Genomic DNA, 15827 nt, shown 5'->3' on the forward strand with positions numbered 1-15827 from the left:
GAGTGATTCTCATGATCTATCTCGCTATCGGGTGCACGTCCGTGGATCATGGACTCGCGACGCACGCGTCGTTTGTCCTGGTGGAGGTCTGACCGTTCTGGCGACGTCTAGGGTCGGATATGACGGGTCAGCGATGGCGTTTCACGGCGGTCGGTATCGCCGTCGTGGTCGTTGCTGCCATTGCCTTGGTGGTATCCGGGCTCGTCGATACCGCGGTGAGCCGGCTGGTGGCTGACCTGACGGGTCTGCTGACTGCCGTCATGGCTACCGCGGCCTTCGCCTGGACCGGGTGGCGCCAGCCAGGTGACGAGCGGCGGTGGCGATGGATGATGGCCCTGGGCCTCGCCGGGGAGACAACGGGCCAAGCGTTTTGGACCTGGTACCGCACCGTCGAACACCACACGACGCCGTTCCCCAATACTCAAAACATGTTCTATCTGGCCCTGCCAATTTTCGCCTTCTTCGCTTTGCTGAGCGTCGCAAAAAATGAGAGGGCCACATTCAAACATCATGATACGGCGTCGCCGCGCATGGCACTCGTACTCGACGGGCTGATTATTGGCGGAAGCCTCCTGGCACTAACCTGGGAGATCACGTTCAGCGCAGTTCTGCGTGCCGGAAGCCCGACCGCGGGGAGATTGTTACTGGATGTGTCCTACACGATGGCCAACCTGGTGCTGATCGTCATCGCAATCTTGTTCGCCGTGACACTGCAGAGCATGTGGCGTATTCCGCTGGTCTGGCTCATGAGTGGTCTCATCGCCATCGGGTTTACGGAAGCAGCCTACGTTTATGCGATCAGCAACGGAACGCTCCCACCTCCCACGGCGGACATTGGCTTCATGGTTGGGCCGGTACTGCTGTTTGTGGCCGCCGTCACGCCTGAGCGCAGATTTTCGCGACGAGTTCCTCAGGTCCCACTCTTGCTCCTGCCCTACGTCCCGTTGACCGCCGTATGCGCGTTCACCATCCTGAGTTCCGCACGAACCGGACACGCCAATGTCGGCGAGATCTACTTCCTCGTCGGCGTGGTTGTTCTGGTCGTCCTCCGGCAACTCGTAACCTTGCGACAGTTGTATGCCGCCCACCGGCAACTGGCCCACCAGGCGACACATGACCCCCTCACCGGCGCAGCTAACCGGACTTTGCTGTTTTTCAACCTGGAGAGAGCACTGTCGCGCTCTCAGCGGAAACCACATGACCTCGGATTGATTTATGCTGACCTGGACCACTTCAAAGAATTCAACGACATGCTCGGCCACGAGGCCGGAGACACCGCTCTGCGCACTGTCGCGGCTCGCATCAAAGACTGCATCCGGCGAACGGATCTGCTCGCCCGCGTCGGTGGCGACGAATTCGTTATTCTCCTGGATCCCGCTCCCGATGACCCGCACAATCTAGGCCGGCGAATCCAGTCAACGCTGCAGGAGCCCGAACACCTCGGCGACCACTCATACGTAATCAGCGTTAGCCTCGGGTACGTGCCACTCATTGCCGGCGACACCCCGGACCAAGCGCTCACTCGAGCTGACACTGCCATGTACCGGGCGAAACGCACCGGACGGAAGGGTTTCAGCATCGATACCGGAACGTCCTAGCCATCGCTCCCGGTTCCGGCCGAGGAATGAGGGGAGAGTTTCGTGATGCGGGGAAGTCACAGCTGGCACCGGAGCCCCGACGAATGGCTTCCGCGTAGGAGGCGGGTCACGGCACACCACGCGAACATCATGACGCTCGCGCAGCCAGGAGACCCACGCTCTCAGCCAGGCGATCGGGCAGCACGTCGATGCGAGGATGGCTTGCCGCGTCCATGACCACGGTCGCATGCCGCTGTCGGCGTGCGAGCACGACATCATCAACACCGGGCCAACGCTTCACCGCAGGGCCGCGGCAACAACGCTGCGGCCCTGCCGAGGCTGGCCGACACCCGATTGACGCACCAGCGGGACACTGGTGCCGTACCGACCCGTGCAGCGAGTACCCAACGCATCGGCACTAAGGCCCTGCACCATCGGTCGCCGGCGGCCTCACCCTCGACTGGGCACGCTGACCTGCGCGACCGATCCTGACCAGCATTTGATCACTTGGACCGCCGAACCCGAGACCCCCAGCCACGACAGGCTGCGCATCCTCACCTCCCGGACCGCCGAACACCGCTCGCCCGCCGGTGAGAAGGCAGACGAGCCAGAGTCGTAGCCCGGTGGTTCGCGAGAATCACGGTGTCCGGGTGCGTACGCTCTCCAGCTCGAACTCACAGGTTCCCACGGGGCCAAGTACCGGGTGGCCGGTTCGCGGCTGCTGCAGCCGTGGCGGGTTCGCCCTCCGCTGCGGAACATCCGATGCTGCTGTGGCGTTAACTCGTCGGTGGTCGGATCGGCCAGGCCACGACGAGCTCACCTCGCGGAGGTACGGATGCCCACAGTTGATGATCAGCTTGCCGACCTGGGCCGGCAGATTGAGTGGCTGGTGCAACGCGGCATCCCCGCGTTGGCCGGGATGACCGAGGAAACCTTCCGTGAACACGCGACCGCGCTGGAACACCATCAACCCGAGCTGCCGTCCGTACTCGCAATCAACCGCCGGCTGGTCCCGGCACACCGGATGATCGACCTGATCGAGCTGCGTGGCAAATCCGGTTTCACCACCATGAGCTTCGAGGACATCGCGGCTTTCGCTCCGACGCCGGACCTCGACATCCCCGATTCACCGCTGTACCTGATCACTGGTATCGACACTGGTGGACAGACCCGCAATGTCCGCCCCGACGACGCATTGCCGCTGATTCGTTCGGCCGGGCGGACCCCGTTGACCTTGGAAGAAGGGCTCGCGCTCGCGCTGCAGTACCCGCAGTGGCTGCGGGAACGGAACTGCTTCGAGATGCTGGGCTCGCGTGCCGGGGACAAACGGGTCACCGGTATCTGGGTGAGCAAGGGCTCGCCCCGGCTGGGTTGGTGCTGGGGCGGCAATCCGCACACCTGGCTCGGTATGGCCTCTGCTTCCGGCCGGATCGGCCCGAGTTGAGAACCTTTACCGTCACCGTGACATGCCCCGTGTGCGTGTGCGTGGGTATCTCGTCCGCTCGGGGGTTGAGGAACATCGGAACGATGGACACCGCTAAACCGTGACCCGCGGACGCGGCCTATGGCGGTCCGAGACGCTGCCCCGGCGGAGCTGGAGCGATACTTCTTCCTCGATAATCCGGCGGCCAGTACGGCGCCACTGAAGATCTGAGCGGGAACGAGGTCGCCGAGGATCCATCGTTGGGCAGGGTGCAGTGCGGCCGCGATGGTCATCGACGTTCCCGGGAACCAGTGGTGGATCAGGCGGCGGTGACGGGAAAGCCGTCGCGGCGCCACTCGAGGATGCCATCCTCCAGCAACGCGGCCTCGCGTCCGCTGGCCTGCAGTAGCCGCACCGCGTCGTAGGACAGCACGCAGTAGCGTCCGCGGCAGTAAGCAACGACCTCGGTATCGGCCGGGATCTCGGCCAACCGGTCGGCCAGCTGGTCCACGGGAATGGAGACCGCGCCGGGCACGTGCCCGGCGGCGTACTCCTCGGCGGGGCGCACGTCCAGCACCAGTGCCCTGCCCTCGGTAGCGGCCCGCAGGAGTTCGTCGCGGCCGACCTGCCGGATGCCTGCGGTGTCGAGGTAGGCGCGGCGGACGGTTTCCACATCGGCGCGGTAAGTATCGGCGACCCGACACAGCACCGACAGCAACCCGGCCACATCATCGCCGGCTAGTCGATACAACACGCGCGTTCCCAGCTTGCGCGTGGTCACCAGCCCGGCTTCGTGCAGCACCTGCAGGTGGGCCGAGGCTGTGGTGAGCTTCAGCCCCACAGTCCGGGCCAGCTCCTGAACCGGGCGTTCGCCCTGGGCCAGCAGTTCCAGCAGTTCCAAACGTTTGCCGTGCGCCAAGGCCTTACCGGTGCCGGCGACGGCGTCATACAGATCAGTCTTGTCCATGACCACGCGCGCATTATTCCATAATTACGTGGAACAATGGAATACATGTCCAACCTGCACCACGACCAGCAGGACCACTGGCAATCGGTCTATACCGCACACCCGGACATGTACGGCTGGCGGCCCTCCGAGCCCGCGCAACACGCAGCGGAGGTCTTCCGTACTGCTGGGGCGCGCACGGTGCTGGAACTCGGTGCCGGGCACGGCCGGGATGCGCTGCACTTCGCCCGTTGCGGATTCACCGTGCCCGCCACCGACTTCAGCTCCACCGGGCTGGAGCAACTGCGCGTTCAGGCCGACCACGAGGGCTTGGGCGGTTACGTTGCCCCGACCGTCTGCGACGTCCGCGATCGGCTGCCGCTGGCCACCGACAGTGTGGATGCGGTGTTTGCACACATGCTGCTATGCATGGCTTTGTCCACCGCAGAAATCCACGTCCTGGTCACCGAGATCCACCGGGTGCTGCAAGCCGGCGGCACCCTGATCTACACCGTGCGCCACACCGGCGACGCGCACTACGGCACTGGCACGGCCCACGGCGACGACATCTTTGAGCACGGCGGCTTCGCCGTGCACTTCTTCTCCCGGAGTCTGGTCGACGCGCTCGCCGACGGCTGGCACCTGCACGACGTCCACCCCTTCGCCGAAGGCGAGCTGCCCCGCCGACTCTGGCGCATCACCCAAACCATCCCCACCGAGACCCCACATCCACGCGTTAACCGCGAAGTTCGGACTTGCGGGGGGCGCGCGGGAGGGAAACTGGGCCACGTCATCCGCAGGTGCGCGCGGCCGAGCTCACCGTCGCCAGGCGGCGGAGTCCCGGACCTGCTGCCACCGGGCCAGCGCACTACCTCTTTCCTGGTCGGGGCCAGCGACTGGGTCACGCTCATCGGACCGCCGATCATGCCCCACAGCCCTGCGTACGCGGGTCAGCGACGCGCGAGGTCTGCCAGCATGCGCCGCGCGGGCAGCCGGAGCCGGTAGACGCTGAGCAGTGCTGTCGTCAGTCCGATCCCCAACAGCAGGCCGGCCAGTACATCTGATGGTGAGTGCACTCCGAGCACCACCCGCGAACACATGGTGACGGCGATGAGCAGCATCACCACGAGCACCACACCGATGCGTTGCCAGCGCACCGACAAGACTTGCGTCAGCAGGCACGCGACCATGAGATACACCGCGGCCGAGTGCGCGGCATGCCCGGAGGGAAAGCCGAATCCGTCCTCCATCGCGACCATGGGCAGTGCGGGTGGACGGGGCCGGGCGACGGTCAACTTGATGAGCTCCACCGTCGCGGCGGTTCCGATCGAGGCCAGCAGCAGCAGAACCAGCGGCGCCCATGATCGGAATACCCGTACCAAGGCGATCCCGGCCACCAGAGCCACGGGTGTCACCACCAGGGAATCGCCCAACCACGTCACCACCGCGAAGACCTCCAGTCCGCCCGGTGATCGCAGTGGTCCGGCCATCTCGGCAAGGCGCCGATCCAGGCCCACCAGCGGTCCTTGTTCGAAAACCTGCTCGGCCAGTCCGGCGAAGCCGAAGGCGCACAGGGTGCTCAGCACCAGACCGAACACCGCGGGCAACCACGGCCACCGCTGCGAGACGACCCGCAGGTCCGCGCTCACGCTTGTGGACTCGGTACTTGCCTGCACGAGCTCGGTTCGAGCTCCCGCCGGCGGAGCCATACCGTCTTCCTGAATCTCATCGGTCTGTCGTTCTGTGCCCACCCCTACGAGGTTACTGAGTGCGCAGACCATCGCCATCACGTGATCACCGGATCGTGGAGACAACTGCCATTCTGTCGCCGACGGGAGTGTTCGGGCTTTGCGGGCGGGGTTTCGAACCGCTTTTGTCGCCACAGAGGCCCGGATTCGGCTCAGGCGGAAGCCTCACCGGGCGCCTCAATCCTGACCGTGCCCTCGTCCTGTTTTTGTCACGGTGACGACCCCCTAGTTTTGGTCCGCCCTGCATCCCTGCCGGGATTGCGTTGATTCCGTTGCGACAGCTCGCCATCGATGGGGCGCCGACGGCGAGCCAATCCGAACTGACCGCACATAAGCGCGATTATGCGCGCACGCTTTTGCGGACATTTCAGCCCCAGCAAGTTTTTTGTTTCGTTGACTGTAAAACGTAATCGAGCAAACGGTAATGAAAGTCTTGGCAGGCTGGGGAACGACGCATTTGCGGGTTGGAGTCCGACGTTCAGTCCGGCTTGCCTGCCGGAACCAGCGAGTTGGGCGACCGGACTGGGTGGTGCGTGCGTCCCCGGTCCGGTTTTTCACGTTGATTCCGACGGATGTGGCATTCGTCGATCCCGGCCGGGGTAGAAGGGTCGGCGGACCGGCTGGGGCTTGCCGTCGCCCTGTGTTCGTTGCCGTGGCTCGGGTTCGTTCCGCATGAGCTCGGCGCGCGGGCGGCGGTGGTGCGCCTGGCGAGTCGCTGGAGATGGAGCATGATTCGCCGACGTTGCTGTTTCGGCTGGCGTCGATTACCTGATTTCGGCGAAGGTGATCCGCGCGGGTCCGGTGACGGTGATGGAGCGGGTCGCGCATGCTCGCGAGATTGCACGGCAGGAAACATTTGACCGGCTGGCGCCGGAGTTCACCGACGAGCGTCGTGCCGCGCTGGACAGTCTGCTGGTGGACCCGACGATCGGTGAGGTCGGTGATCGTGTAGTCGCCTGTGTCGTGCATGCGCCGCAGCTCGGCTTGCTGCTTCGATGAGAGCTTGGGCTGTTGCCGCGCAGCTTGCCCTTGACGCAAGCGACGGCCATGCCTTCGCGGGTGCGCATCCGCAGGAGGTCGACTTCGAACTCGGCGAAGGTGGCCAGGAAGAACATCTTGCCCATGGGATCGCGTGGGTCGTACCTGCCCGCCGAGCGACAGCGCAACGCCGCGAGCCACGAGGTCATCGCGGATGGCGCGGGCGTCTGGCACAGAGCGGGCGAGGCGGTCGAGTTTCGGTACGACCAGGGTGTCGCCGTTTCGCACCGCCGCCGGTGCCTGGTCGTCCAAGCCGGGGCGTGCTCACTTGGTGCCGCTCAGGCGTGGTCGAGGTAGATCCGCTCGTCGGCGACGCCGAGTTCGGCCGGACGCCGGCATTGGGCGGTGAGGTCTTGCTCGCGATGAAGCAGCGGGCATAGCCGATCAGGCAGCCAGACGTGATCGACAGTGTAACGCTCAGCCACCCCTCACTGAGATTTTCACCGTACTAGGTATCTGAGACGCTCCTGGTCAGCGTTTCGCCTGATCGATGTCCGTCACCGGGTCCAGATCGAAATGTGCGTAAGGGTTTTTCTGCGGACGTCTAGTGAGTGGTGATTTGTCGCCCGCGTGTCACACCCGAGGCCTCGTCACGTGTCTGATGGGAAGTAGGCAAGCAACTCGGCAGGACTGGCTAGGACCGATGGCTGACTCGGAAGCAGACCGCACGACGCAGTTCGAACGTCATCGGGATCAGTGTTTCGCGACGGCCTACCGGATGCTGGGCAGTGTGGCCGATGCCGAGGACATCGTGCAGGAGAAGTGGCTGCGTTGGTCGACTCGGGACCGCTCGGAGGTCACCAACCCGGGGGCGTATCTGGTGCGCACCGCGACCCGCCTGGCGCTGAACCGGTTGCGCACGGTCCGAGCACGGCGCGAGTCGTACGTGGGCCCGTGGCTGCCGGAGCCGCTGATCACTGAGCCGGCCGAGGCGGATGCGGCCGAGCCGGTGATGGTGGCCGAGTCCGCCTCGGCAGCGATGTTGGTGGTGCTGGAGACGCTGGCGCCGATTGAGCGGGCGGTGTTCCTGCTGCGGGAGGTCTTCGGCTACCCATACGAGGACATCGCAACCACACTGGGCCGTTCGACGGCCAGCGTGCGTCAGCTTGCCCACCGGGCACGCGAGCACGTGCAAGCGCGCCACCCGCGATTTGGTGCTGACCGGGTTACCCAGCGCCGCGTGATCAAACGGTTCTGGCCGCCTGCCAAGGCGGCGATCTCGCAGCAATGCCGAGCTCGCCCCTGAGGCCACGCTCTACACCGACGGCGACGGCAAGGTGAAATCCGCGCGCAGCCCCATCATCGGAGCCGGAAAGGTGGCCCGCTTCCTGGCCGGGATCCACCCCGGCTCGCTTTCACCGGCGAGCATTCCAGCTCGCAGAACTCAACGGGCAGCCGGGGGCGATCACCTGGCTCGAGGACGCACTCGATGCCGCGATCACCGTCGATGTCGTCGACGGGCACATCCAGCGGGTCCACCTAGTGGTCAACCCGGACAAGCTGGCCGCCTTGAGCCACCATCTGACCAGCACGGCACAGCAACGACACGAAGGATGATCTCAGCATGCGCATCGCCATCGCCGGAGCCACCGGCCTCATCGGCCGCCGCCTCGTCCCGGCCGCCCGGCAAGCCGGCCACGACGTCGTCGAGCTGTCCCGAACTACCGGCGTGGACCTCAGCGACGCCTCGGGATTCGACCTCACCGGCGTCGACACCGTCATCGACGTCACCAACTCGCCGAGCCAGGAGCAGCACGAGGCGACGACGTTTTTCACCTCGGTCGCCGAGAACCTCGGGCGTGCCGCCACCGCCGGGGGCGTGCGACGCACGGTCGTGCTGTCGATCATCGGGGTCGATCAGACGCCCGAGGACGGCTACTTCGTCGCCAAACTCGCCCATGAGCACGCAGCACAGAAGTACGCGCCCGGCGTTCGGGTCCTGCGCGCCGCACAGTTTCACGACTTCGCCGGTCAGATGCTTGGCTGGATGCGCGACGGGGACACGGCCACCATTCCCGATTGGCCCACCCAGCCGGTCGCTCTCGACGAGGTCACCCGCGTCCTGCTGGAGCTTGTCACCCACGAGGACGGCGCCCCGCTGTGTGAGCTCGCGGGACCACAGCCCGAGCATCTGCCGGACATGGTGACCCGGCTGGATCCGTCGGTGACGGTCGCTGCAGGCCCAGCGAGCGACGCCGTCCGCGGCGGCGCCCTGCGCCCCGGGCCCGGTGCGATCATCGCGGGGGACGACTTCGCCAGCTGGCTTGCACGAGCCCGCTGATCCTCTCAGTGAGCCATCCGCTACCGAGACGTTGGCGCGACCGATTAATGCGGCGAGCGGCTGGGGGCGATCGCAGTAGGTCCCTGTAGGTGTCTCTGGAGGCGGCACGGTAGCCGATGCTGGTCATCGAGATGGAGCACCGGTGCGAGATCTACGGACGCTGAAACCGATCCGCCCGGGCCGAAAATCATGTGCGGGTCACCGAACCTGGTTGACAGGCTGGAGCGCACCGATCACGGGGTGCTGCCGCACCGGCTGCCGCTCGGGCCCGTGCCCAGTGCGCCGACGGGCAGTTGGCCATGGCGCCTGGCCACCAAGGCGGTCTACCAGGGTGTCCCGGCCCGGCCCGACGGTGTATACGAGCTGCTTGTCGACGGCAGCACGGCCGGCCAGGCCAGTGTGACCGGCGGCAACGTCCTGACCGTGGACACGACCACCGGGATGGCCGAAACCCGGCCCGGCCCGGTCGGCACCGTCCGGTCCCCGGTCTGCCCGACCGTGCGAAAGACATCGAGGTCTGGTTACGCCCAACGAGAGCACCCAACTGGTCACCTTGCGCACCGACGCCTCCTCGAGCCCGTCCCGAACAAGAGCCGCAGGGTGTGGCTGCACCACGGCAGTTCGATCAGTCATGGCTCCAACGCCGAGAACCCCACCGGGACCTGGACCGCGGTGGCCGCCCGCCCTCGAGGCGTGGAACTGATCAACCTGGGGCTGAGCGGCAGTGCCCTGCTCGATGCGTTCACCACCCGCGCCCTGCGCGCGACACCCCGCCGACCTGATCAGCGGCAAGATCGGAATCAAACTGGTCAACATCGACCTGATGCGGCTGCGTGCCTTCCGGCCCCGGCGCCTTCGACTTCAGCGCGCTCAGAGCCGGAGAACTGCGGTTCCGGGCCACCAGCGCCCCGGCGGAGCGCGCCGCCGGGAAGCTGACACTGAACGTCATCCGCGACGAACTGACCCGCATGGTGCAACAGCGGGACGGCCGACGACCCTCACCTGCACTACCTCGACGGGCGCGACCTCTACGGCAAGGCGGACTTTGCCGAGCTTCCGCTGCCCGACCAGCTCCCACCCCGACGCCGCCACCCACCACCTCATCGGCGAACGCTTCGCCGACCTAGCTTTCCGCGTCAGCGGGCCGTTCGCCGCTGAGCCAGGCTGATCGGCGGCAGTCCGCAACGGAGATCCGCTTACGTACGGGTGTCTTGGCGGTCTGGCGCTCAGAAGAGGGCGTCGCCAGGCACCCGTACGCAAACGGGTCCATCGGCTGACGGTCGTGATACACCGTCGGCGGGATGGACGGCGCGCTGCGCTGCGATGCCGCTCGCGAACGTCGTGATGGCAAACTCTACCTGTGGATAACGGGTCATCGTCCGAAGTGGTGGACACCGTCGGCCTAGAGAACGCTGCCGAACTGTCCCTGACGTCCTTCTGCTGGTGGCGCGCCGATCTCCCGCAGGACGTATGCGAGGCCTACTGGCGTGACGTGCACGGGATCATGTTCGCGCGCGTTCCGGGCCTGTGGCAGTACCGACAGCTGCGCCTGGAAGGCAACCAGCCCGATCTCTGGCCGACAGTCCAGGGACTCTCCTTTGATGCGCCAGGCGTGGGTCAGCCTCATGGCATGCCGCACGGGCTCTTCCTGTCCGAGGCTGACCTGGTCGCGTTCGGCAACAATCCGCTCCCGAAGGAGGCCATTCCCAACGACGCGCACAACTTCATCGGCCGCATCGGTGCGCTGCTGTCGCCTCCCCACAGTGGCCGCACGCTCATCGACCGGATCAACGATCCTGCCATGCAGGGCCCTCCCCCGGTGCCCACCTTCGTGCTCTGCTTCGTTCCACGAGAGGGAGCCGTGTCGCCCGAGGAGGTTCATCGCTACCTAACCGAGCATGTCGCACGTCCGTGGAGTGAACATCCGGATGTCCTGCGGTTACGCGTCGAGCCGCTTCCTCCCTACGAGCAATCCGCGATGAGCTCGCCCGGTGTCGCGCACCAATGGCCGAACGACGAGACCTATCTCGGCTGGATCGAGCTGGCGGTGCGCAACGAGGGCGTGCTGGGCGATCTCCTCGCGGGCGTGGCCGCCGACGAACTTGCCCAACGGGTCAGGGCCGTGCACACCTACCCGATCCGCGAGGTCTACACGATCATCTCCGCGGGACGGCCAACCGAGGTCGGCCTGCGCGGCTATCCGGCCGTGCAGACGATCACCGCCGCAGGCGCGGACAATCAGCACAGCGAGACCATCCTGAACCTCCTCTTTGGCGATGCTGTGCAAGGACGGGATCAACCCAGGCGGCGAATCTAACTGGGGTGTCGATACCGTTCCGGCACCCTGTCTGACGCTGTTGATGACCAAATCCGGGCACACCTCGATCCGTAGCCTGTCGCGCTATGCTCGGTACTTCGAGCACGATCCCGCCGCGCCAAAAAGCCAGCCCACGATGAGGCCATGGCAGTTTCTGAGGGGGGCTGATGCAGGAACAACCTGAGGCCGGCGCCGGCGGCCAGCACTCGGGGATCGCTCGGTTGCAGGCGGCAACCGAGGCCCGGCTGGGGGTGTTGGCCGCGGACCTGCGGGAGTACGCCACCCTCGTGCTCGATGCGACCGGTCACGTGCAGCGGTGGGATCAGGCGGCCGAACACATCCTGGGCTATCGCAGCGAGGAAATCATCGGCGAGCACCTCTCCGTGTTCTCCCCGCCCGAGCAGGCCGCTGCCGGGCGTGCGGACTGGCAGTTGGCTCAGGCCACCGAATTCGGCAACCATGTCGAGGAAGGCTGGTGCCGGCGTCGGGACGGCACCCACTTCTGGGCCCACGTGGTGATCACCGCACAACACACCGCGGACGGCGCCCCGGCGGGGTTCCTCCAGGTCCTCCGGGATGAGAGCGAAGCCGGTGCCCGCCAGCAGCGATCCAGCCGACGGTTCAGCGACCTGTTCGACCTCACCCCGGTCGGGATCGCGCTGTTCACCGAAGCCGGGCATGTGCTCGATGCCAACGAGGCGTTGTCCCACCTGTTGGGTTATCGAACACAGGACCTGAACGGCATGCCAGCCATAAGCCTGCTGCACCCAAACGACCGGGACGCGGGCCTCATCGCCGACGAAGCAGGGAGTTCCCGCCTGAACCAGCCACGGGTGCGCCAGCGGATGTTGCTTTCCTCAGAGGGATATCCGGTGCCCTGCGAGGTGCTCAGTACCCCGTCGGTGGCCGACGACGGAAGCCGGTTCTGGCTGGTGGTGTTCCAGGACATCACCGAGTGGCAACGCCTGACCGACAAGCTGCGGCACCAAAGCACCCACGACGAGCTGACCGGGCTGCTCAACCGCATCGGCCTCAACGAGCTGCTCGGCACCGTGCTGCAAGGAGGCGCCGAGCGAGTCGCCGTGCTCTTCTGCGATCTGGACAATTTCAAGCGCGTCAACGACGCGCTCGGCCACGAGGCCGGTGACGAACTACTCACCGCCGTGGCGCGGCGCCTGACCGACGGGTTGCCGTCCGGGTGCACCCCCGCCCGCCTGTCCGGCGACGAATACCTGATCATCTGTTCGGACGTCGAGGCCCTCGGCGGTCTGGAGGCCTTCACCACGTGGGTGGCCGAGCTGCTGCGCACGACCGTGCCGCTGCGCGGGCAGCTGGTCACCGTGTCGGCCTCGATCGGGGCGTCGATGCTCGACGCCGACACCGCCGGGACGAACCTGCTGCGCTATGCCGACACGGCCATGTTTCACGCCAAGAGCAAGGGCCCCGGACGAATATCGCTGGCCAACCGCGCCCTGATCGGCACGATGGAAGAGCAGCTGGGTCTCGAAGGCGAGCTCCGCGAGGCCCTCCACAATGACTCGCTGACCCTGCACTACCAGCCGATCCTGGACTGCGACGGTGCCGTGGTCATGGCCGAGGCGCTGGTGCGCTGGCCACACCCCGACCGCGGGCTGCTTTCCCCCGCACTCATCCTGCCTGTGGCCGAACAGGGTAACCTGCTGCGCGCACTGGACCGGTGGGTCCTGCGCACCGCACTGCGAGAGGCCGCCAGCTGGCCCGCCCCGAACGGCTCTCCGGTGCACGTCGCGGTCAATATGGTCGAACTGCTGCCGCACGATCCGGAGTTCGTCGACGAGATCACCACAGCCATCACCGAGACCGGCATCGAACCGCACCGCGTGGTCCTGGAGATGGTCGAAACGTCCCTGGTCGAGCTGCCCACACAACCGCGCCAGGCCATGGTCGAACTCGCCGAACGCGGCGTGCGCTTCGCCCTGGACGACTTCGGCACCGGCTACTCCTCCCTGGCCCGCCTCAAAGATCTCCCCACCCAGATCCTCAAACTGGACCGTCAGTTCGTCACCGGCGTGGAGACCGACCCCGCAGACGTCGCCATCGCCCAAGCCATGATCGGCATGGGCCACGCCATGGGACGAAGCTGCGTGGCCGAAGGCGTCGAAACCACCGGCCAATTCCACGCCCTCCACAACCTCGGCATCGACCTCTACCAAGGCTGGCTCTTCTCCCACGCGCTCCCGCTCCCGGAGTTCCACGCCTATCTCAACCCCCGGCAGGCGTAGCAACACACCAGACCCCCGACCCGCACACAACGATGACTCACCCCCGAGCCCAAGCACGAAGTCACCAGAACCAGGACCGTCGAGACCCACCTCGCGGCTACCGGGAGCTTCGGGAGAACTGGCCTTCTGGACGGCCGCAGGGCTGGGCCGGTGCTTCTCACCAACAGGCACTCTCGGGTAGAGCGTGACGATGGAGGATGTGACATGGCTGGCAACGGTGGCCGGGGCGGAAAATCGAGGGCGCGCCCGCGTCATCGCAATCGGGTGAGCTACTCGCTGCGTGAGTTCTTGCTGGTGCCTTTGGTGGTGGCCGGCCTGTTGATCGTGCTGGCGGTGATCGCCAGTGTGCTCGATCGTAGCGCGCAGCACTGGGCGTGGCCGATGTATCAGGCTGTGTCGACGGTGGTACCGGCGGAGGTGACGACCACGTTTCTGTCCACGGTGACGCCGGGCCTGCTCACGGTCATCTCGATCATTTTCTTTGTGCTGTTGATGGCGGTGCAGCACCAATCGGCGACCTACAGTCCGGTGGTGCTGGACCAGTTCCTGCGACGCAAGCTCAACCAGGTCTTCTTCGGTTTGTTCGTCGGCTTGACCGTGTATTGCCTGTTGGCTCTGGCCCTGGTCCCCTCGGGAGCGATCATGGCCGGGACACTGGCCCTGCTGCTGACGACGATCACGCTCGTGTGCCTGTTGGTGTTCGTCTACAGCACAGTCGATCAGATCCGTCCGAGTGCGACGGTGTGGATGCTGCAGCAACTGGCGGGGCAGGCCCGGGCAGGCCAGCAACCACTGCTCGCTCGCTGCCGCGCGCAGGCGCAGCTCACCGATGTGCCCACCACCGAGGTCACCGCGGGGCAGGCCGGTTATGTCGTGCACATCAACGGCGATCTGCTGGCCCACGCCCTGCACCCGGTCAGCGACACGGCCGAGATCGAACTCCAGGTGGCCATGGGCGAGCACGTGGTCTCCGGCGGCGTGCTCGCCAAGGTACGCGCCGATGACCAGGCCGAACGCAACCGCCTCGCCGAGGCCGTCCTCGATGCGCTGTGGCTTGGCCGGATGCGGGACCTGGGCCGCGATGCGGCCCACAGCGTGGACCACCTCTCCAACATGGCCTGGGCGGCCACGGCCACCTCCGCGGACCCGGAAGGCGCGCGGATCACGGTCGAAACGTTGCACAGCCTGCTCATCACGTTTCAGGAGCAGGAAAGCCAACATTCCGCCGGCTCGCACGGAGGCCCGTTGCCGCTGGTCTACAACGACCCCGTCATCGGCAAGGTCCTCGACGGGCTCACCAGCGTCATCGCCGCCTCCGGACAGTCCGGACAACACCAAACGTGCGGTGCTGTCATCACCGTCCTCTCCCGGGCACTGCCCCAGCTGGAGCCCGACAACCAGCACATCGCCTTCGACCGGCTGCAGCGGGTATTGCCGACCGCGCTCAACCACGTCTTCACCTTCGAGATGGAACACGCTTTCGACGCGATGCAACAGGCCATGTACGAAACCGAACTGCCCGATGGGGCCAAGCGCATTCGGCAGATCAAAGAGCAAATGCGGGAGAACCAGCTCCTAGCCGACCCTGCCGAAGAATGAGTCCGAGATCGCAAGGAACCCGGGCGGGAACCCCGCATCGCTCGGTGGACTCAACAAGCCGACCTCATCACGCCCCCGCCCCCGCCCGCGCCCGCTGGCGTCACGGCGGACTGCGCCGGAAGCTCACCGGGGGCCAGGCTGACTCGCCCCGCAGCTCTACGAGGCCCGCCAGAGAGGTGGAAGGCGAATCGGGCTTTGCCGACCCAGATCTCATCTCCGTCGGCGAGCTCGGACTGCTGCCTCAGTGGGCGGCGGTTGAGGTAGATACCGTTGAGTGAGCCGGTGTCCACAAGGGTGTAGCGACTGTGATCGTCGTGGTGGAGTTCGGCGTGGCGCCGGGAAATGGTGGCATCGTCCAGAACGATGTCGCAGTCGCGGGCCCGGCCCAGTGTGATGTGCCCGTTTGCGAGGGCGATGCCGGAGCCCGTTCGGGGCCCGCGGGTGGGTACCAGCGTCGCCCAGTGGGGACGGCTGCACGCGGTTCGGGGGTAGCCATAGCTCTTCTCTCCTGCACGGATGGATCACGTCGTGTCGGGTAGCCCGATGTGGGTGGGAGTCCTGCCTAGGCGTGCACCAGCCAAGGCCCTACCGGTTTTCATCAGTGCAGCCGGTGGGGGGGTTGCCTCAACGTGGCCGT

General features: G+C 66.1%; 14 protein-coding genes and 3 pseudogenes. 10 read left to right on the plus strand and 7 right to left on the minus strand.

The window, feature by feature from the left end; translation table 11 throughout:
* The first annotated feature begins 119 nt into the window (after positions 1-119).
* Entirely contained in the window at positions 120-1598 is a 1479-nt protein-coding gene (locus ACYVAN_RS14065) for a diguanylate cyclase domain-containing protein (RefSeq protein ID WP_460959620.1), read from the plus strand.
* A 76-nt stretch (positions 1599-1674) separates the two neighbouring features.
* Here ACYVAN_RS14065 and ACYVAN_RS14070 read toward each other — a convergent pair.
* Positions 1675-1878 (minus strand): annotated as a pseudogene (locus tag ACYVAN_RS14070) (transposase); the annotation flags it as partial.
* A gap of 534 nt (positions 1879-2412) precedes the next feature.
* Here ACYVAN_RS14070 and ACYVAN_RS14075 point away from each other — a divergent pair.
* Positions 2413-3021 (plus strand): DUF5701 family protein, encoded by a 609-nt coding sequence (locus tag ACYVAN_RS14075; protein ID WP_460959622.1) that lies wholly within the window; start codon positions 2413-2415, stop codon positions 3019-3021.
* Positions 3022-3319: 298 nt separating this feature from the next.
* On the opposite strand, the gene ACYVAN_RS14080 is transcribed toward ACYVAN_RS14075, so the two are convergent.
* Positions 3320-3967 (minus strand): ArsR/SmtB family transcription factor, encoded by a 648-nt coding sequence (locus tag ACYVAN_RS14080; protein WP_460959967.1) that lies wholly within the window; start codon positions 3965-3967, stop codon positions 3320-3322.
* Positions 3968-4012: 45 nt separating this feature from the next.
* Between ACYVAN_RS14080 and ACYVAN_RS14085 the strand changes: the two genes are divergently transcribed.
* Positions 4013-4951: a class I SAM-dependent methyltransferase gene (locus ACYVAN_RS14085; protein WP_460959624.1), complete on the plus strand. Its 939-nt coding sequence runs from the start codon at positions 4013-4015 to the stop codon at positions 4949-4951.
* On the opposite strand, the gene ACYVAN_RS14090 is transcribed toward ACYVAN_RS14085, so the two are convergent.
* Complete coding sequence (locus ACYVAN_RS14090; RefSeq protein WP_460959626.1) at positions 4897-5697, minus strand: phosphatase PAP2 family protein; 801 nt, start codon at positions 5695-5697, stop codon at positions 4897-4899. The genes ACYVAN_RS14085 and ACYVAN_RS14090 overlap by 55 nt on opposite strands.
* An 807-nt stretch (positions 5698-6504) precedes the next feature.
* On the opposite strand from ACYVAN_RS14090, the gene ACYVAN_RS14095 reads away from it, so the two are divergent.
* The gene (locus tag ACYVAN_RS14095) at positions 6505-6693 is read left to right on the plus strand and encodes a hypothetical protein (RefSeq protein ID WP_460959983.1); all 189 of its coding nucleotides are present in this window, start codon (positions 6505-6507) and stop codon (positions 6691-6693) included.
* 216 nt (positions 6694-6909) lie between these two features.
* On the opposite strand, the pseudogene ACYVAN_RS14100 reads toward ACYVAN_RS14095, so the two are convergent.
* A pseudogene (locus ACYVAN_RS14100) lies at positions 6910-6960 on the minus strand (hypothetical protein); the annotation flags it as partial.
* A gap of 50 nt (positions 6961-7010) precedes the next feature.
* Positions 7011-7157, minus strand: a complete 147-nt coding sequence (locus ACYVAN_RS14105; protein WP_460959627.1) for a hypothetical protein — start codon at positions 7155-7157, stop codon at positions 7011-7013.
* 218 nt (positions 7158-7375) lie between these two features.
* Between ACYVAN_RS14105 and ACYVAN_RS14110 the strand changes: the two genes are divergently transcribed.
* The 3 genes and pseudogenes from ACYVAN_RS14110 to ACYVAN_RS14120 form a co-directional block, all read left to right on the plus strand.
* A complete protein-coding gene (locus ACYVAN_RS14110) occupies positions 7376-7978 on the plus strand; it encodes a sigma-70 family RNA polymerase sigma factor (RefSeq protein ID WP_460959629.1) in 603 nt (200 codons plus the stop codon).
* A 318-nt stretch (positions 7979-8296) separates the two neighbouring features.
* Positions 8297-9013 (plus strand): SDR family oxidoreductase, encoded by a 717-nt coding sequence (locus tag ACYVAN_RS14115; RefSeq protein WP_460959631.1) that lies wholly within the window; start codon positions 8297-8299, stop codon positions 9011-9013.
* Positions 9014-9454: 441 nt separating this feature from the next.
* A pseudogene (locus ACYVAN_RS14120) lies at positions 9455-9745 on the plus strand (SGNH/GDSL hydrolase family protein); the annotation flags it as partial.
* Between the two features lie 10 nt (positions 9746-9755).
* Here ACYVAN_RS14120 and ACYVAN_RS14125 read toward each other — a convergent pair.
* Positions 9756-9962, minus strand: coding sequence for a hypothetical protein (locus ACYVAN_RS14125; RefSeq protein WP_460959985.1), 207 nt, complete (start codon positions 9960-9962; stop codon positions 9756-9758).
* 438 nt (positions 9963-10400) lie between these two features.
* Here ACYVAN_RS14125 and ACYVAN_RS14130 point away from each other — a divergent pair, with 438 nt between their 5' ends.
* From ACYVAN_RS14130 to ACYVAN_RS14140, 3 genes are all read left to right on the plus strand, one after another.
* Entirely contained in the window at positions 10401-11330 is a 930-nt protein-coding gene (locus ACYVAN_RS14130) for a hypothetical protein (protein ID WP_460959633.1), read from the plus strand.
* Between the two features lie 167 nt (positions 11331-11497).
* Positions 11498-13591, plus strand: a complete 2094-nt coding sequence (locus tag ACYVAN_RS14135) for a putative bifunctional diguanylate cyclase/phosphodiesterase (RefSeq protein WP_460959635.1) — start codon at positions 11498-11500, stop codon at positions 13589-13591.
* Between the two features lie 204 nt (positions 13592-13795).
* Positions 13796-15190, plus strand: coding sequence for a DUF2254 family protein (locus ACYVAN_RS14140; RefSeq protein WP_460959637.1), 1395 nt, complete (start codon positions 13796-13798; stop codon positions 15188-15190).
* Between the two features lie 50 nt (positions 15191-15240).
* Here ACYVAN_RS14140 and ACYVAN_RS14145 read toward each other — a convergent pair whose 3' ends face one another.
* Positions 15241-15708 (minus strand): FHA domain-containing protein, encoded by a 468-nt coding sequence (locus ACYVAN_RS14145; RefSeq protein WP_460959969.1) that lies wholly within the window; start codon positions 15706-15708, stop codon positions 15241-15243.
* Positions 15709-15827: the final 119 nt, after the last annotated feature.

The sequence above is a fragment of the Parasphingorhabdus pacifica genome (assembly GCF_054779195.1).